This is a genomic window from Acidovorax sp. ACV01 (genome assembly GCF_014851495.1).
Taxonomy (GTDB): domain Bacteria; phylum Pseudomonadota; class Gammaproteobacteria; order Burkholderiales; family Burkholderiaceae_C; genus Acidovorax; species Acidovorax radicis.
Genome location: NZ_JACUZT010000005.1, coordinates 242239 through 260767, shown reverse-complemented (window position 1 = coordinate 260767; position 18529 = coordinate 242239). Strand labels below are relative to the sequence as shown.

Annotated in this window: 13 protein-coding genes and 1 tRNA gene; 8 read left to right on the top strand and 6 right to left on the bottom strand. The window is 65.5% G+C overall.

Annotation, left to right across the window (positions count from 1 at the left end; translation table 11 throughout):
* Positions 1 to 152 precede the first annotated feature (152 nt).
* Positions 153 to 1151, top strand: coding sequence for a tripartite tricarboxylate transporter substrate binding protein (locus tag IB243_RS16265; protein ID WP_192428335.1), 999 nt, complete (start codon positions 153 to 155; stop codon positions 1149 to 1151).
* Positions 1152 to 1170: 19 nt separating this feature from the next.
* Positions 1171 to 2592, top strand: a complete 1422-nt coding sequence (locus tag IB243_RS16260; protein WP_192428334.1) for a M20 family metallopeptidase — start codon at positions 1171 to 1173, stop codon at positions 2590 to 2592.
* Between the two features lie 98 nt (positions 2593 to 2690).
* Here IB243_RS16260 and IB243_RS16255 read toward each other — a convergent pair whose 3' ends face one another.
* On the bottom strand, positions 2691 to 3752 hold the full coding sequence (locus tag IB243_RS16255) for an aldo/keto reductase (protein WP_010465818.1): 1062 nt from the start codon (positions 3750 to 3752) through the stop codon (positions 2691 to 2693).
* Positions 3753 to 4089: 337 nt separating this feature from the next.
* Between IB243_RS16255 and IB243_RS16250 the strand changes: the two genes are divergently transcribed.
* From IB243_RS16250 to IB243_RS16225, 6 genes are all read left to right on the top strand, one after another.
* Entirely contained in the window at positions 4090 to 4998 is a 909-nt protein-coding gene (locus tag IB243_RS16250) for an alpha/beta fold hydrolase (protein WP_192428332.1), read from the top strand.
* Between the two features lie 201 nt (positions 4999 to 5199).
* Positions 5200 to 6304, top strand: a protein-coding gene (gene prfB / locus IB243_RS16245; protein WP_192428330.1) for a peptide chain release factor 2 whose coding sequence is annotated in 2 segments (ribosomal slippage) — positions 5200 to 5280 and positions 5282 to 6304 — 1104 coding nt in all. Because the reading frame shifts where the segments join, the coding sequence is not laid out codon by codon here.
* A complete protein-coding gene (locus IB243_RS16240) occupies positions 6304 to 6978 on the top strand; it encodes an HAD family phosphatase (RefSeq protein WP_010465821.1) in 675 nt (224 codons plus the stop codon). Before prfB ends, IB243_RS16240 begins: the two co-directional genes overlap by 1 nt.
* Positions 6962 to 9712 (top strand): aminopeptidase N, encoded by a 2751-nt coding sequence (pepN, locus tag IB243_RS16235; RefSeq protein WP_192428328.1) that lies wholly within the window; start codon positions 6962 to 6964, stop codon positions 9710 to 9712. The genes IB243_RS16240 and pepN overlap by 17 nt, the downstream gene beginning before the upstream one ends.
* A gap of 27 nt (positions 9713 to 9739) precedes the next feature.
* Positions 9740 to 10747 carry a class 1 fructose-bisphosphatase gene (locus IB243_RS16230; protein WP_192428326.1) on the top strand — a complete coding sequence of 336 codons (1008 nt, stop codon included), beginning with the start codon at positions 9740 to 9742 and terminating at the stop codon, positions 10745 to 10747.
* Between the two features lie 12 nt (positions 10748 to 10759).
* Positions 10760 to 10835, top strand: a tRNA-Thr gene (locus IB243_RS16225).
* Positions 10836 to 11020: 185 nt separating this feature from the next.
* Here IB243_RS16225 and IB243_RS16220 read toward each other — a convergent pair.
* From IB243_RS16220 to nirB, 5 genes are all read right to left on the bottom strand, one after another.
* Entirely contained in the window at positions 11021 to 12769 is a 1749-nt protein-coding gene (locus tag IB243_RS16220) for a bifunctional protein-serine/threonine kinase/phosphatase (RefSeq protein WP_192428324.1), read from the bottom strand.
* A gap of 52 nt (positions 12770 to 12821) precedes the next feature.
* Positions 12822 to 13634 (bottom strand): formate/nitrite transporter family protein, encoded by an 813-nt coding sequence (locus IB243_RS16215; protein WP_010465827.1) that lies wholly within the window; start codon positions 13632 to 13634, stop codon positions 12822 to 12824.
* A gap of 344 nt (positions 13635 to 13978) precedes the next feature.
* The gene (locus IB243_RS16210; protein WP_192428322.1) at positions 13979 to 15292 is read right to left on the bottom strand and encodes a nitrate regulatory protein; all 1314 of its coding nucleotides are present in this window, start codon (positions 15290 to 15292) and stop codon (positions 13979 to 13981) included.
* Between the two features lie 61 nt (positions 15293 to 15353).
* Positions 15354 to 15713, bottom strand: a complete 360-nt coding sequence (gene nirD / locus IB243_RS16205) for a nitrite reductase small subunit NirD (RefSeq protein WP_225584989.1) — start codon at positions 15711 to 15713, stop codon at positions 15354 to 15356.
* Between the two features lie 20 nt (positions 15714 to 15733).
* Positions 15734 to 18277: a nitrite reductase large subunit NirB gene (gene nirB / locus IB243_RS16200; RefSeq protein WP_192428320.1), complete on the bottom strand. Its 2544-nt coding sequence runs from the start codon at positions 18275 to 18277 to the stop codon at positions 15734 to 15736.
* Between the last annotated feature and the right edge of the window lie 252 nt (positions 18278 to 18529).

Sequence of the window (18529 nt, the reverse complement as noted above, 5' to 3'; positions counted from 1 at the left end):
ACGGTCAGTTGCCAAATCTCTATCCAAAGCAATGGTAAACCGGCTCCCATCTTGCAGGGTTTAAGGCTCCAATTCATCCATGGCAGCGTGTGCCAGCGGTCGCCTTTGCGCCGGAGCCGCCACCACCCCACGCCTCAACCTCTGGAGCCTGCATGAAAAGCCTTGTCCGAGTCTCTTTGCTGTCTGCCGTCCTGGCCACCTTCGCCAGCGCCAGCACTCCCATCCTTGCCCAGACGGCTGCGCCCGCCGAGGCGTGGCCCGAGCGCGCGGTGCGCCTGGTCGTGCCCTTCCCACCCGGCGGTGGCACCGACGCCGTCGCCCGTGCGCTGGGCCAGAAGCTGTCCACCCGACTGGGCAAGCCCGTGGTCATCGACAACAAGCCCGGCGCCTCCACCATCATCGGCACGGACAGCGTGGTGAAGGCCGAACCCGACGGCTACACCCTGCTGGTGTCCGGCTCGACCAGTTACACCGTCAACGCCGCGCTGCGCCCCAAACTGCCCTACGACCCGCTGAAAGACCTGGCCCCCGTGGCCATCATCGCGCGTGCGCCGCTGGTGGTGGTGGTCAGTGCCGCCTCGCCCCACAAGGACCTGGCCTCGCTGCTGGCTGCGGCCAAGGCTGCACCCAAAACCGTCAACTACGCCACGTTCGGCTCGGGCTCGGCCCCGCACCTGGTGGGCGCGCTGTTGGAGCAGGCCGCGGGCGTGCGCCTGCAGGACGTGCCCTACCGGGGCAGCGCACAGGCGATGATGGGGCTGATCGGGGGGGAGATCCAGATGGCCATCGACACCGTGGCCAGCGCCGCACCCCATGTGCGTTCGGGCAAGCTGCGCGCACTGGCCATCGCGGGCAACGAGCGCGCCCGCGCCCTGCCGTCGATTCCCACTGTGCGGGAGCTGAAGCTGCCGGACGCAGCCTTTGACGGCTGGTACGCCGTGGCAGCCCCTGCGCGCACGCCCGCGCCCATCGTGGACAAACTGATGAAGGAAGTAGAGGCCGCCATGCGCGATGTCCAGCTGCAGGACCAGATTCGAGCCCAGGGCATGGAGCCCGTGTTTGTGGGCCCCAAGGCCATGCACGCCGCGATGGACAACGAGATCGGCCGCTACCGCGCGCTGACCCACCGCGCACAGATCGTGGTGGAGTGAACCCCGCAAGGAGCCCATGATGAACCGAGAACAACTGATCCAGAACGTCCACCGCTATTTCGACGATGGCCGCTTTGCCAGCGACCTGCGCCGCCGCGTGGCCTGGCGCACCGAAAGCGATACAGGACAGGTCCCCCCCACGCTGCGCGCCTACCTGACCGATGAAATCGTGCCTTGGCTGGAACCACTGGGTTTCGACTGCCAGGTGCTCCACAACACCGACCCCAGGGGAGGCCCGCTGCTGCTGGCACGCCGGGTGGAAGACCCCGCCTTGCCCACCGTGATGACCTATGGCCATGGCGATGTGGTCAACGGCCAGGACAGCGCCTGGCGCGAAGGCCTGTCGCCCTGGGAGCTGACCATTGAAGGCGAACGCTGGTATGGCCGTGGCACCGCCGACAACAAGGGCCAGCACACCGTCAGCCTTGCGGCGCTGGCACACACGCTGGAGGCCCGCCAGGGCCGCCTGGGCTACAACGTCACGCTGCTCATGGAGATGGGCGAAGAGGCCGGCTCCCCCGGCCTGGGCGCCTTCTGCGAACAGCACCGCGAGGCCCTGAAGGCCGATCTGTTTGTGGCCAGCGACGGCCCCCGTGTGAGCGCGGCGCGCCCTACCCTCTTCCTGGGCTCGCGCGGCGCCATCAATTTCTCGCTCACGGTACGCAGCCGCGACAAGGCCTACCACTCGGGCAACTGGGGCGGCGTGCTCGCCAACCCCGCCACCGTGCTCACGCATGCGCTGGCCACCCTGGTCGATGCCAAGGGCCGCATTCTGGTCAAGGGCTTGCTGCCACCTTCCGTGCCCAACAAGCTGCGTACGGCCCTGAAAGACGTGGCCATTGGCACCGGTGCCGATGACCCTGCGCTCACCCCCGGCTGGGGCGAACCCGGCCTCACGCCTGCGGAGCAGCTGGTGGGCTGGAACACGCTGGAAGTGCTGGCACTGGGCTCGGGCAATGCGCAACGGCCGGTCAATGCCATTCCCTCCCAGGCGGCGGCACATTGCCAATTGCGCTTCGTGGTGGGCACCGACTGGAAGAACGTGAAAACCACGTTGCGCGAGCACTTGGACGCGCACGGTTTCAGTCAGGTGGAGATCTCCATCGGCATGGAGTGTGGTGCCACGCGGCTGGACCTGCACAACCCCTGGGTGGACTGGACCCTGGCGTCCCTGCAAGCCAGCGCGGGCCAGCCAGCCACACTGTTGCCCAACTTGGCGGGCTCCCTGCCGAACGACATCTTTGCAGACCAGCTCGGCCTGCCCACACTGTGGGTGCCGCACTCGTACCCGGCCTGCGCGCAGCATGCGCCCAACGAACATTTGCTGGCCTCCGTGGCACGCGAAGGCCTGGCCGTGATGGCCGGGCTGTTCTGGGACCTGGGTGAAACCAACGGCGTGCCGTGGAAGGAAGGCGCGCTGAGCACGACCACCAGCGCCTGAAAGTGACGCGGCCCGGCCAGTGCCCCCGCGCAAGGGCCGCCCCGCCGCTGCTGGGGGCGTCCCCCTGTGGGGATGGCGCGAGGCGACTCAGGGGGGCTTCACAATGCCGGGTCGCGCAGCTCCCAGCGGATGGCATCGATCGCCTGCAGTACCTCTGGCGACAGCGTGGTGCCCCATGCGGCCAGGTCTTCATCGAGCTGCGCCACCGACGTCACACCGATGATGGTGCTGGCAACCTGCCACTTGGTGTAGCAGAACGCCAGCGCCATCTGCGTGGGCGTCATGCCGTTGGCGCGGGCCAGGGCGTTGTAGCGGCGCGAGGCCGTGAGCGCCTCGGGCCGACCCCAGCGCTGCTTGCGCACGGATTCATACGTTGAAATGCGTGCGCCCTGGGGAGCGGAAGGGCCGGTGATGCCACTTTCGTCGTACTTGCCCGTCAGCAGGCCAAAGCCCAGCGGCGAGTAGGCCAGCAGCGACACGTCCAGCCGGTGGCAGGTTTCGTCCAGGCCGTTTTCCCAGGTGCGGTTGATCAGGCAATACGGGTTCTGCACGGTGGCCACGCGGGGCAGGCCGTGCTGCTCGGCCAGGCGCACAAATTCGTGCACGCCGTAGGGCGTCTCGTTCGAGAGACCGATGTACCGCACCTTGCCCGCTTTCACCAGCCCGGCCAGCGCTTCCAGCTGCTCGTGGATCGGGGTGGTGGAGGTTTCCTTGGAAGGGTCGTAATACAGATTGCCGAAAGCGGGCACATGGCGCTCAGGCCAGTGGATCTGATAGAGATCGATCACGTCGGTCTGCAGGCGGCGCAGGCTGCCTTCGCAAGAGGCGACGATGTCTTTGGCCGACATGCCCTTGTTTTCACGCACCCAGGGCATGCCGCGCGAGGGGCCTGCGACCTTGGTGGCCACCACAAGCTTCTGGCGCGCACCAGGGTTCTTGGCAAACCAGTTGCCGATGATGGTTTCCGTGGCGCCAAAGGTTTCTGCCTTGGCGGGCACCGAATACATCTCGGCGGTGTCGATGAAGTTCACGCCCCGCTCCAGCGAACGGCTCAGGATGGCATGCGAATCGGCTTCATTGACCTGTTCACCAAACGTCATGGTGCCCAGGCAGATGGGGGTGACAAGCAGGTCACTCTGACCCAAGGGGACTTTGTTCATGCGGTAGAAGCTCCAGAAGACGAAAAAAGCGGCAAAAATGGACCACACACCCTGCAGCCGCATGAAGAGAAGACACGCAGCGCAGGCAGCTGCAGCCAGTGCGGCAACAAGCCCGGACGGCGATGGTACAAGCGAACGCCAAAGCTTGCCCGAGGCCCGCCAAGTGGCCCCGACAGCGCAGCCGCCTAGGCGACAGCACTCGCTGCGCGGCCCGCACCACCGACGTAACATTGGCGCCACCGCGCCGGGCACCCACCGGGCTTTGCAAAAATGCCGCCCTGCGGCGAACTGGCGGGCCCCTGCCTTGTACCCACCCGTCCCTCCGCACCACCGCCGCATGTACAAACCCCTCCAACCCTCCCGCAGCAGCACGCTGGCGCTGCGCCACCTGAACTACCACGTGCGCCACTGGGGGCCTGAGCAGAGCGACCTGCCCACGCTGGTGCTGCTGCACGGCTGGATGGACGTCAGCGCCTCCTACCAGTTCACGGTGGACGCACTGCGGCAGCAGCGGCGCATCATCGCGCCGGACTGGCGCGGCTTCGGGCTCACGTCCAGCGCGCAGGCCGACCATTACTTCTTTGCCGACTACCTGGCCGACCTGGACCTGTTGCTGGACCACTACGCCCCCGGCCAGGCCATCGACCTGGTCGGACACAGCATGGGCGGCAACGTGGCCATGATGTATGCCGGGGTGCGACCCGAGCGCGTGCGCAAGCTGGTCAACCTGGAAGGCTTTGGCCTGCCCGCCACGCGGGCCGCGCAGGCGCCCACGCGTTATGCGCAGTGGATCGACGAGATCAAGCAGCTGCACCAGGGCAGCAAGGATCTGAAGACCTACGACAGCGCCGACGGCGTGGCACGCCGCCTCATGAAGACCAATCCCCGCTTGTCCGAGGACAAGGCCCAATGGCTGGCCCAGCACTGGGCGCGGCCCAACGCGCAAGGCCTGTGGGAGATCCTGGGCGACCCAGCCCACAAGATCACGAGCGCACAGCTGTTTCGGGTGGACGAAGCCCTGGCCCTTTACGAACGCATTTCAGCCTCCGTGCTGGCCGTAGAAGCCAGCGGCGACAGCCTGGGCCAATGGTGGAGCGGCCGGTACACCCTGGACGAATACCACCAGCGCCTGACCCACGTGCGCACCTGCCGCACCGCTGTCGTGGCAGACGCGGGCCACATGCTGCACCACGACCAGCCCGAGCAGGTGGCGCAGCTCATGGAGCAGTTCCTGAACGAAGCGTGAACCAGATTTGAATAAAAATGGCCGCCAGCGCTTATCCATAAAGCGTTGGCAGCTATCAAATTTGAATAATCACATCCGCGACGTCCCCAATGAGCAGAGCCTCGTGCGCACCGTCGGCCCTGCCAGGGGGCATTGATAGGGCTCTGGCCCATCCCATGAGAAAATCGCGGGTTATTCCACAGAACACCCAGGACAAGAATCATGGACGCAGAACGTATCAACCTCATTGGCAACACCCTTTCCGACCTGACCGTGCGAACGCAAGAGTTACGGAGGTACCTTTGACTTCGATGCCAAATTTGAACGCCTGCGTACGGTAAACGCATCGCTGGAAGACCCTTCGGTCTGGAACGATCCGAAGAAGGCCCAGGAGCTGGGCAAGGAAAAAAAGGCGCTGGACGGCGTGGTGCTCACGCTGGACAAGCTCACGCGCGAGCTGGCCGACAACACCGAGCTCTATGACATGAGCAAGGAAGAAGGCGACGAAAGTGGCCTGATGATCATCGAGGCCGAAACCGCCAAGCTCAAGCCCGAGATCGAGCAGCTGGAGTTCCGCCGCATGTTCCGCATGGAGGCCGACCCGCTCAACTGCTTTGTGGACATCCAGGCTGGCGCGGGTGGCACCGAGGCCTGCGACTGGGCGAGCATGCTGCTGCGCCAGTACCTCAAGTACGCCGAACGCAAGGGCTTCAAGACCACGGTCGAGGAAGAAACACCGGGCGACGTGGCCGGTATCAAGAGCGCCACGATCAAGGTCGAGGGCGAATACGCCTACGGCCTGCTGCGCACTGAAACCGGCGTGCACCGCCTGGTGCGCAAATCACCGTTCGACTCGTCGGGCGGTCGCCACACCAGCTTTGCCAGCCTGTTCGTGTACCCCGAGATTGATGACTCGATCCAGATCGACATCAACCCGGCCGATGTGCGCACCGACACCTACCGCGCATCCGGCGCTGGTGGCCAGCACATCAACAAGACCGACTCGGCCGTGCGCCTGACGCACATGCCCACCGGCATCGTGGTGCAGTGCCAGGACGGCCGCAGCCAGCACGGCAACCGCGACATCGCCTGGCAGCGCCTGCGCTCGCGCCTGTACGACCACGAGATGCGCAAACGCCAGGAAGAGCAGCAAAAGCTCGAAGACACCAAGACCGATGTGGGCTGGGGCCACCAGATCCGCAGCTACGTGCTGGACAACAGCCGCATCAAGGACCTGCGCACCAACGTCGAAATCTCGGCCACGCAGAAGGTGCTGGATGGCGACCTGGACGCGTTCATCGAAGCCAGCCTGAAGCAGGGCGTGTGATGCACGTCGAGGCCATCATCTTCGACATGGACGGCACCATGATCGACTCCATGCCCTGGCACGCCCAGGCATGGGTCGAGTTCACGCGCCGTCGCGGCATGGACATCGACGTGCCTGACCTCATGGCCCGCACCACGGGCCGCAATGGCACCGAATGCATCCGCGAACTGCTGGGCCGCGAGGTATCGCAGGATGAGGCCGACGCGCTCACGCGCGAGAAGGAAGACATCTACCGCGAACTGTTCGGCTCCCGCTTCACCGAGGTGGCGGGCTTTCGCCATTTTGCGGCACGCGTGACTGAACGCGGGCTGAAGGTGGCTGTGGGTACAGCCGGCGACATCCACAATGTCGAGTTCGCGATGTCGCGCCTGGGCATGGAGCCCGCACCGCTGGCCATCGTGCGCGGCGACGAAGGCCTGCCCGGAAAGCCCCAGCCCGCGATCTTTCTGGAGGCCGCGCGCCGTATCGCGGTAGCGCCTGAGCATTGCATCGTTTTTGAAGACGCCCCCTTTGGCATCGAGGCCGCCCGCCGGGCCGGCATGCGCGCCGTGGCCATCTGCAGCACGCACAGTGCAGATGAGCTGGCGGGCCCGCACGTGCTGACCGCCGTGCGCGACTACACCGAACTCATGAACACCGACTTTCTGGAGAGCATCCATGTTGCAACTGCATAGCGCAGACGGAGACGGCGCAGGCCCCGCCACCGCCATCCGCCGCGAGGACTACACCGCCCCCGCCTACTGGATCGACAGCGTCGAACTCACCTTCGACCTGGACCCCAACAAGACCCGCGTGCTCAACCGCATGCTGCTCCGCCGCAACCCCGATGTGGCCTCGCAGCCGCTCAAGCTCGACGGCGAAGATCTGAACCTGGCGCGCGTGCTGGTCAACGGCCAGGGCACCTCGTTCAAGATGGAAGGCTCACGCCTGGTGCTGGAGAACCTTCCCGAAGGTTCTGAACCTTTCGCGCTGGAGATCTTCACCACCTGCTGCCCTGCCAAGAACACGCACCTGATGGGCCTGTACGTGAGCCAGGGCACGTTTTTCACGCAGTGCGAGGCCGAGGGCTTTCGCCGCATCACCTACTTCCTGGACCGCCCCGATGTGATGGCCAGCTACACCGTCACGCTGCGTGCCGACAAGGCCCAGTACCCGGTGCTGCTGTCCAATGGCAACCTGGTGGACAGCGGCACGCTGGAAGACGGCCGCCACTTTGCCAAGTGGGTGGACCCGCACAAGAAACCCTGCTACCTGTTCGCCCTGGTGGCAGGCAAGCTGGTTGCCCGCGAGCAGAAGATCAAGAGCCGCTCGGGCACCGACCACCTGCTGCAGGTCTACGTGCGCCCAGGTGACCTGGGCAAGACCGAACACGCCATGAACTCGCTGATGTACAGCGTGGCCTGGGACGAGGCCCGCTTCGGCCTGCCGCTGGACCTGGAGCGCTTCATGATCGTCGCCACCAGCGACTTCAACATGGGCGCCATGGAGAACAAGGGCCTGAACATCTTCAACACGAAGTACGTTCTGGCCAGCGAAGCCACCGCCACCGACACCGACTTCGCCAACATCGAAAGCGTGGTCGGCCACGAGTACTTCCATAACTGGACCGGCAACCGCGTGACCTGCCGCGACTGGTTCCAGCTGTCCCTGAAGGAAGGCCTCACGGTCTTCCGCGACCAGGAATTCAGCATGGACCTGGCCGGCAGCCCCTCGGCCCGTGCCGTCAAGCGCATCGAAGACGTCCGCGTGCTGCGCACCGCCCAGTTCCCCGAAGACGCGGGCCCGATGGCCCATCCCGTGCGCCCCGACAGCTACGTCGAGATCAACAACTTCTACACCGTCACCATCTACGAAAAAGGTGCCGAGGTCGTGCGCATGCAGCACAACCTGGTGGGCCGCGAAGGCTTCGCCAAGGGCATGAAGCTGTACTTCGAGCGCCATGACGGCCAGGCCGTGACCTGCGACGATTTTGTGCAGGCCATCGCCGATGCCAACCCGGGCAGCCCGCTCACACAGCACCTCGCGCAGTTCAAGCGCTGGTACAGCCAGGCAGGCACACCCCGCGTGCGCGCCACCGGCCGCTATGACGCCGCCACGCGCTGCTATGCGCTTACGCTGTCGCAAAGCTGCGCCCTGACGCCCGGCCAGAGCGAGAAACAGCCCTTCGTGATCCCGATAGAACTGGGCCTCATCGATGCCACCACCGGCGCCGCTCTGCCCTTGCACCTTGCGGGCGAAGGCGCTGCGGAGGGCACTGCACACACGACTTCGCGCGTGGTGGTGCTGACCGAGGCATCGCAGACACTGACCTTCACGAACCTGGATGCCGAGCCCGTGCCGTCCCTGCTGCGCGGCTTCAGTGCCCCCGTGGTACTCGACATCGACTACACCGATGCCCAGCTGCTCACGCTGCTGGCGCACGACGCAGACGCCTTCAACCGCTGGGAAGCCGGCCAGCGCCTGGCGCTCCGAACCGCTATTGATGCAATAGCTGACAGCGCAATGGGGACAAGCGCCAGCGGCCAATTTGACCATCAAATTCTCTCTGCAGAGTTTGTGGACGCCATGCGCAGCGTGCTGCGCAACCCGGCGCTCGATGCAGCCTTCAAGGAACTGGTGCTTACGCTGCCGTCCGAAACCTACATCGCCGAGCAGCTTGAGGTGGTGAACCCACAGCGCATTCACGCAGTGCGCGAAGCCATGCGCGAGCAGTTGGCCCTGTCGCTGCAAACCGACTGGGAAGCTGCCTGGGAGCAGAACCAGGACACCGGAGGCTACAGCCCCGACCCCATCTCGTCCGGCCGCCGCGCACTCAGCGGGCTGGCGCTGCACATGCTGTGCATTGCCGCCCAGAAGACGGGCGATGTGGTCTGGCCCGGCAAGGCCTACCAGCGCTTCAAGGTGGCCAGCAACATGACCGACCGCTTCAACGCACTGACCGCCTTGGTGGCCAGCGGCAGTGAGCTGGCCGCCCCTGCCCTGGCACGCTTCCATGCGCTGTTCAAGGAAGAACCCCTGGTCATTGACAAGTGGTTCGCGCTGCAAGCCGGCGCGCCCGACCGTGGCGGCAACGTTCTGCCCGCCGTGCGCCAGCTCATGCAGCACCCGGACTTCAGCTTGAAGAACCCGAACCGCGCGCGCAGTGTGATCTTCAGCTATTGCAGTGCCAACCCTGGCGCCTTCCACCGAACAGACGCTGCGGGCTATGTGTTCTGGAGCGACCGCGTGATCGAGCTGGACGCCATCAATCCCCAGGTGGCCGCACGCCTGGCCCGGGCCCTGGACCGCTGGAAGAAACTCGCAGACCCCTGGCGCACCTCCGCGCGCGAAGCCATCGCCCGTGTTGCCGCAAGGCCAGCGCTCTCCAACGACGTGCGCGAGGTCGTGACCCGTGCACTCGCCGAATAAACCACGACCAAGAAAAGACTGACTGACATGGCAAAAAGCATCAGCCTGACCCGCTACCTCGTTGAACAACAACGGGTGGATGGCCTCATCCCGTCACAACTGCGCCTGCTGCTCGAAGTGGTGGCCCGCGCCTGCAAGAGCATCAGCCACGCCGTCAACAAAGGCGCGCTGGGCGGTGTGCTGGGCACGGCCAGCAGCGAGAACGTGCAGGGCGAGATCCAGAAGAAGCTCGACATCATCGCCAACGAAGTGCTGATCGAAGCCAACGAATGGGGCGGTCACCTGGCCGCCATGGCCTCGGAAGAAATGGACGGCATCTACCTGGTGCCCAACCGCTACCCGCAAGGCGAATACCTGCTGCTGTTTGATCCCCTGGACGGCTCCAGCAACATCGACGTGAACGTGAGCATCGGCACCATCTTCAGCGTGCTCAAGAAGCCCGATGGCGACCGTGGCGTGGAGGAAGGCGACTTCCTGCAACCCGGCACCCAGCAGGTGGCAGCAGGCTATTGCATCTACGGCCCGCAAACCACCCTGGTGCTGACCGTGGGCGACGGCGTGGCCATGTTCACACTCGACCGCGAGCAGGGCTCGTTCGTGCTGACCGAAGAGAACATCCGCATTCCCGAAGACACGAAGGAATTCGCCATCAACATGAGCAACATGCGCCATTGGGACGAACCCGTGAAGCGCTACATCGACGAATGCCTGCAGGGCAAGGACGGCCCGCGCGGCAAGGACTTCAACATGCGCTGGATTGCCAGCATGGTGGCCGACGTGCACCGCATCCTCACCCGCGGGGGCGTCTTCATGTACCCCTGGGACAAGCGCGAACCCAACAAGCCCGGCAAGCTGCGCCTGATGTACGAAGCCAACCCCATGGGCTGGCTGGTAGAGCAAGCCGGCGGCGCCGCCACCAATGGGAAACAACGCATTCTGGACATCCGGCCGACCCAGCTGCATGAACGTGTGAGCGTGATCCTGGGGTCAAAAAATGAGGTGGAGCGGGTGACGAGTTACCATTCCACGCTATAATTTGAGGCTTACGCCGGTGTAGCTCAGTCGGTAGAGCAGCTCATTCGTAATGAGAAGGTCGGGTGTTCGATTCATCTCTCCGGCACCAAATAAAGGCCCCTGATTCGCAAGAGTCAGGGGCCTTTTGCTTGGGAATAACCCAACATGCACTCCTGAAGCGCCCACAGGCAAACAACATCACGGCCCTTACGCGCAAAGGGCTATGGCACCTGACGGGTCGAAGAACCTGCACTCAACCGTCGGTTGCCGCGAGGGCTGCCCACGTCGGACAGCTCAGTGCCCATAAACACGCAGGCCCACCAGCACCACCACCGCCAAGCCCAGCGCGAGCGTGGTGAACTGCCAGAAAACGACCGGATTGCGCTCCACGAGCGGTACAGCCCGCTTGTGCTGAAACTGCAGGCCGGGTGAGTGCAGGTCGTGCAGGAACTCTGACACGGCCTCTTGGCGCTTGAGCGGGTCTGGGTGCAGTGCTTTCTGCAGCACGCCATCCAGCCAGTCCGGTAGCTCGGGCCGATGGTGGCGCACGGGTACATACCTTAGCCCTTTCAGATCTGCCGGAGAGCGTATGCGTACGACCTGCAGGCCATAGGGGAGCTGTGCCGTCAGCATCTGGTAGGCCAAAACCGCGAGGGAAAACAGATCGGAACGGGCTGTGCCCACCTGGCCAATAAAGCACTCAGGGGCGGTGTACTGCAGGGTGCCTGCGATGGGAGGTGCTTCGTGGGCGCCGGGCGTTGCGGGTGCCAGCCCTGCCACCAGGGTGGACCCGAAATCGATGATGCGCACGGTGCCGGTGCGGTCGATCATCACGTTTTCAGGCCGCAAGTCCTGGTGCAACATTTCCTTGTTGTGAAATGCGTGCAGCCCTTTGGCGACCTGGCCAATGATGCTGCGCACGGCGTCGAGGTCTGGGTGGGGATGGTCCACCATCCACTGAGCCAACGTCTGGCCCTCCACAAACTCCATTGCCACATACACATGCTGGCGAGGTCGATCACTGACATGGGGCCTGAGCACATGGGTGCTGTGGATACGCCGGGCCACCCACTCTTCCAGCAGGAATTGATCAAGATAGCCCGGGTCATCACTCAGCGCCGTAGACGGCGTTTTGAGCACCACCTGCTGCCCTGTTCGCTCGTCCACGGCTAGATGCACGTGGCTGCGTGAACTGGCATGCAGTTCACGCACCACGCGGTAGCCCTCGAACAGCATGCGCGGTGACAGCGGTGGTGGCAGCGCCAGCCCCTCGCGCAGCACCTGCAGGTTATGGGGACTGGGCTCTGGCAACGCATCAATGCGCAGCAACTGCACCGTCATGTCGTCGTCAGCGCCCCGCGCCTGAGCGAGGGTGATCAGTGCTTCCGCAGCGCTGTCGAAGTCGTCGGCAAAACGGGACAACGCGTGGTGCACGTCCGAAGCATCGAAATACGCGTAGGCCCCATCTGTCGCCAGGACATAAAGGGCACCGACCTCAGCCACCATGCAGGCATAGTCGATCTCCACGTTGTCGCTGGCGCCGAGCGCGCGGCCCAGGAACGACTCCAAGGAGGAAAGATGGACACGGTGGTCCTTCGTTAGTTGCTCCAATGAGTGCGCATGCAGGCGATATATGCGTGCGTCACCGACATGCAATACGTGGACTTCGCGGCCTTTCAGAATCAACGCACTGAAGGTGCAGACGTAGCCGCGATCCTTGTCGAACCGCGCGTGGCTGCGCATGGTTTGCGCATGCAGCCATGCATTGGTGGCACCGAGCACGCGCTGCGCCGACCGGCGCACCGACCAGGCGTCGGTCGTGGCGTAGTAGTCGTCTAGAAAGCAGCGCACCGCGGCGGCGCTGGCCTCCTGGCTGACGGCGCTGGAGCCAATGCCGTCGGCGAGCGCAACGGCGATGCCTTTGGAGGTGCGCAGCGGCTCGGCCGGCAGCATAGCGCCGTGAAAGTCCTGGTTGACGCCGCCCTGCCCCGCCCGCGAGTGCTGGCCCAGCGTGACGCCGAGGGTGTTGCTCTTGCCGCTCATGGCACAGGTGTACACGCACGCAGGGCCGGACCGTTCCGGCCCTGCAGGGTCTTCAGGCCACGTTGCGCTTGGGCGCGGTCTTGTAGTGGGTGGAGTACAGCATGGCCCCCACGAACGTCAGGCCGCCCACCAGGTTGCCGATGACGGTGGGAATTTCATTCCAGACCAGGTAGTCCATGACCGTGAAGTTGCCACCCAGCAGCAGGCCCGAAGGGAACAGGAACATGTTGACGATGCTGTGCTCGAAGCCCATATAGAAGAACAGGGCGATGGGGATCCACATGCCGATGGCCTTGCCCGACACCGAGGTGGACATCATGGCCGCCACCACACCGGTGGACACCATCCAGTTGCACATCACGCCACGGACGAACAGGGTCAGCATGCCGGCAGCGCCGTGCGCGGAGTAACCCACAGTGCGGCCCTCGCCGATGTGACCGATCTTCACGCCGACGGCGTTGGGTGCCTCGCTGAATCCGAAGGTGAAGATGATGGCCATGAACACCGCCACCATGAAGGCACCTGCGAAGTTGCCGCAGAACACCAGCGTCCAGTTGCGGAAGACGCCACCCCAGGTGGCGCCAGGACGCTTGTCGAGCACGGCCAGCGGGGCCAGCGTGAACACCCCTGTCAGCAGGTCATAACCCAGCAGGTACAGCAGGATGAAGCAGCCCGGGAACAGCATTGCGCCCAGGAGCGCGTTGCCGGTGTTCACCGTGACGGTGACGGCGAAGGCGGCGCCCAGTGCCAGCATGGCACCGGCCATGAAGGAGCGGATCAGCGTGTCGCGGGTGGACATCAGGAGCTTGGATTCACCGGAATCGACCATCTTGGTCACGAACTCGGCGGGGGCGAGGTAGGCCATTGAAATTCCTTTGGAATGGGGAACGGACAGGCGCCTCGGGGTGATGCACCCCAGGGAAACGCGCCAGGAAGAAGACAAAGAAAAACGGCGTCCGCTGCCCCCCCCAGACAGCTGGGGGACGCAAGGGACGCCGTTATCCTTGGAAGCGCGATTCCTGTGCCTGCGGCGAGCCGCAGACAGATGGCAGGCAGGCCACCATCAGCCCGCCCTCCACCACCGTCCTTGCAAGTTCCGTACCCTCCATGGGGCAGCCCAGGTCGGGGAAACTCCCGCAAACCGTGCACGTTCCGGGGGCATGCTGTGGCGGTGGCCTCACATCAGTGCAGGCCGGGCACCAGCCTGGGTCAGGCGGGCTTGTCGCCTTTGCGGTCGGGGTGGGCGAATGCCAGGTCCGGCAGGGACAGCGTGGCCTCGGCCACATCGAGCAGGCGCCGGTTCTGGTCCATCGAGGTTTTTTGCAGCACGCGGAAGGCGACTTCCTCGTTCATGCCCAGGCGCGCCATCAGCACGCCCTTGGCACGCTCGATCACCTTGCGCTCGTTGAGCGTGCGGCGCGCTGCTTCGAGCTCGGCTTCCATGCTGGCCATGCGCGCCGACTGGGCCTGCAGCAGCTCCAGCAACGAGGCCGATTCGGCGCCCTGCACTGCCGCTGCAGGCGGTTCCACCGCCGTCGGTGCAATGGCGATATCGAAGAAGCGGTCCACCGCGTGCGTGCGCTGCGGCGGGTTGTCGCGCAGGCCGCGCAGCAGGCCCCTGGAGTCCTGCAGGTCCTGCTGGGCCTGCACGATGTGCGCCGCGCAGTCCTCGCGCAGGCGCTGCACCAGTTCGACCTGCAGCTGCCACAGCGCATTGATGCGCTCGGTGCATACATCGAACCAGGCGTCGCTGAGGTTGCTGTCCAGCGTGGCGCCTGGCCGCACCACGCACAGCGTGCGCCGCAGCCGCTCCAGCTGGACCATGCCGGGGGCCAGTTGCTGCTGCTCCCAGCGGGTGCGCAAGGCCGGGTCGGCAAAATCGGCAAAGGCGCGCAGGCTGCGCTCCTGGGCATCGATCAGGTGCAGCACGCGCTGCTGGTGGGCGTCGCTGCCCTGGCCCGAGGCAAAGAGCAAAGCGCCCATGGCCCGCTCCTGCCCCGCCTCTTCCTGCGCCTGCACCAGATGCACCAGGGCCACGAGCTGGCGCGAGACGCTGGGCAGCCCGGCCGCATCGGCCACGTGGAAGACCAGCTCGATCAGGCCGGCGATCAGGTGGCTGAACGCGGCAATCGAATCGTGGGCGGTCATCGCCTGCTTGTCGATCTGGCTGCGCAGCGCGGGCAGCGCGTCCAGGCCCAGCAGTGCCCAGGCCATCAGCGACAAGGCCTTGGCCGTGGCGCCCTGCGCGGGCTCCACATGCTGGGCGAACTCGGCGCGCAGCTTGGCCTCCAGCGCCACGACCTCCTGCACGGTGCGGCCGCGCAGGTCGGCAAAGCGCTGGGCCTTGGAGGCCAGGTAGACGCCCGATGCGCCGCGCTCGCGCTGCAGCCCCTCGATCAGCTGCCCGACCACGTCCACCAGCGCAGCCCGGCTGGCCAGGTGGCGCACCGCATCGATCTCGAGCTGGCGCGAGCGCAGCACGAGGCTGGAAACGGACAGGGGCGCGGCGGCCAGATCGGGCATGCGGAGACTCCGGGATTCAGGATACGCAGATGCTAACCCCGCCGGACGCCGCCCAGGGCATTCAGGCGACGGCCACGCTGATGCGCCCGCCCTCGGCGCGCACGCCGTGCGCCTGCACCGAATGCTCGGGCGCCTCCAGGCATTCGCCGGTGCGCAGGTCGAAATGGTTCTTGTACAGCGGCGAGGCGACCACGACGCGCTCGCCCAGGTTGCCGATGAGCCCGCGCGAGAGCACGCTGGCGCCCGACTTGGGGTCCACGTTGTCGATGGCGAAGAACTGGTCGCTGCCGGTACGGAACACCGCCACATGGCGGTCGGCCACCAGGGCGCAGACGCCGGTGCTGGGCAGGATGTCGTCGACCGCGCAGATGTCGGTCCAGGCAAGGGAGTCGGTGCTGCTGTTCATGGGAAGTGCGCTCATGGTGTTCTCGTCCTTCTTCTTCAAGCGGCCTGGCGGATGGGGATGACCTTGGCAGGGGTCTGGCCACGTTCCTCTGCGCGTGCGGGGCGGATCTGGCCGCGTTCCTCGACGAAGAGCACGTTCTCGTCGGCCTTGTCGCTGTTCACGAACGAGCGGAAGCGCTTGCGCGTCTCGGGGTCGGTGATGGCGGTCTTCCACTCGCACTGGTAGGTGGCCACCACGTGCTGCATCTGCGATTCGAGCTCGGCGCACAGGCCCAGGCTGTCCTTTTGCAAGACATCCTTGAGGTAGTCGAGGCCACCCTCCAGGTTCTCGCGCCAGGTACTGGTGCGCTGCAGCCGGTCGGCCGTGCGCACGTAGAACATCAGCACCCGGTCGATCATGCGCACCAGGTCTTCCTTCGTGAGGTCGGAGGCGAACAGCTCGGCGTGGCGCGGCTTCATGCCGCCGTTGCCGCAGATGTAGAGGTTCCAGCCCTTCTCGGTGGCGATGATGCCGATGTCCTTGCCCTGCGCCTCGGCGCATTCGCGCGTGCAGCCCGAGACGCCGAACTTGATCTTGTGCGGGGCGCGCAGGCCCTTGTAGCGGTTCTCCAGTTCCACGGCCAGGCCCACGCTGTCACCCACGCCATAGCGGCACCAGGTCGATCCCACGCAGCTCTTGACCGTGCGCAGCGACTTGCCGTAGGCATGGCCGGACTCGAAACCGGCGGTGATCAGCTCCTCCCAGATCAAAGGCAGTTGCTCCAGGCGCGCACCGAACATGTCCACCCGCGCACCGCCGGTGACCTTGGTGTACAGGCCGTACTTCTTGGCCACCTGGCCCACGGCGATCAGGCCGTCGGGCGTGACCTCGCCACCGGGCATGCGCGGCACCACCGAATACGTGCCGTCCTTCTGGATATTGCCCAGGTAGTAGTCGTTGCTGTCCTGCAGCCCGGCCAGTTCCTTCTTGAGCACGAACTCGTTCCAGCACGAGGCGAACACGCTGGCTGCCACGGGCTTGCAGATGTCGCAGCCCATGCCCTTGCCATGCTGGGCCAGCAGATCGCCAAAGCTCTTGATGTTGCCCACGCGCACCAGGTGGTAGATCTCCTGGCGCGAGTACGCGAAGTGCTCGCAGATGTGGTTGTTCACGGCCATGCCGCGGCGCGCCATCTCGGCCTTCATGACCTGGGTCACCAGGGGCACGCAGCCGCCGCAGGTGGCACCGGCCTTGGTGCAGGCCTTCATCTCGGCGATGGTGCAGGCGCCGTTGCCCACGGCCTCGCAGATGCCGACCTTGGTGACGTTGTTGCACGAGCAGATCTGCGCCGTGTCGGGCAGGGCATCCACGCCGAGGCCGGGCCTGGCCTTGCCGTCGCTGGACGGGAAGATCAGGAACTCGGGGTCCTCGGGCAGCGCGATGCCGTTGAGCGCCATCTGCAGCAGCGTGCCGTACTCGGTGGCGTCGCCGATCAGCACGGCGCCCAGCAGCTGCTTGCCGTCTTCGCTGATGACGATCTTCTTGTAGACCTGGCGGCGCTCGTCCACGTACTGGCAGGTGCGGCTGTGCGGCGTTTTCGCATGCGCGTCGCCGATGCTGGCCACGTCCACGCCCATGAGCTTGAGCTTGGTGCTCATGTCGGCACCGACGAAGGCCGCGTCGGTCTCGCCCGCGATGTGGCGGGCCGCCACGCGCGCCATGTCGTAGCCGGGGGCCACGAGGCCGAAGGTCTGCTCGTTCCACGAGGCGCATTCGCCGATGGCGTAGACATCGTGGTCGCTGGTGCGGCAGGCACTGTCGATGGCCACGCCACCGCGCGGGCCGATGGCCAGCAGGCTCTGGCGCGCCAGTTCGTCGCGCGGGCGGATGCCGGCGGAGAACACGATCATGTCGGTTTCCAGGTAGGTGCCGTCGGCAAACACCATGCGGTGGCGCGCACGCGCGCCATCGGTGATCTCCTGCGTGTTGCGGCCGGTATGTACCTGCACGCCCAGCTCCTCGATCTTGGCGCGCAGCACGCGGCCGCCGCCCTCGTCCACCTGTACGGCCATGAGCCGGGGGGCGAACTCGACCACGTGGGTTTCCAGACCCATGTCGCTCAAGGCCTTGGCGCATTCCAGGCCCAGCAGGCCGCCGCCCACGACCACGCCGGTCTTGGACTTGGCGCCCGAGGCCTGCATGGCCTCCAGGTCTTCGATGGTGCGGTAGACGAAGCAGTGCTCGCGGTCGCGCCCAGGAACCTGGGGCACGAAGGGGTTGGAGCCGGTGGCCAGCACCAGCTTGTCATAGCTCAGCACCTCGCCATCGGCCGTGGTCACGGTGCGGGTGCGGCGGTCCACCGATGCGGCGCGCGCCGCCAGGCGCAGCGTGAAGCCGGTGCGCTCGAAAAAGCCGGGCTCGACCAGGCAAAGCTCGTCGGCCGAAGTACCGCTGAAGAAGGCCGACAGGTGCACCCGGTCGTAGGCGGGGCGCGGCTCCTCGCACAGCACGGTGACTTCGACGCCGGTCATGCCGGTCTCGGCCAGGCTTTCGAGGAACTTGTGGCCGACCATGCCGTGGCCAATGAGAACGATTTTCATGCTTGCTCATCCTGCAAGAACCCGGGGAACCGCATCAAGGGGTGCAGGATGTGCCGTGCCTTGCGGCACAACGCACCCTCCGCGGAACCACGGGCGTGGGTTGGAACTACCAAGCGGCCGGCTGCATAAGCCGCGGCTCGCTCGGGTGTTCCGCCATCATTAGCGGAGGGGTTGTTGTCAGTCCGCAGGCAGCTTCACCGACGGGTGTCCATCCAACTGCAATATCCATGCCGGGGTGCGATTGGCGGCCTG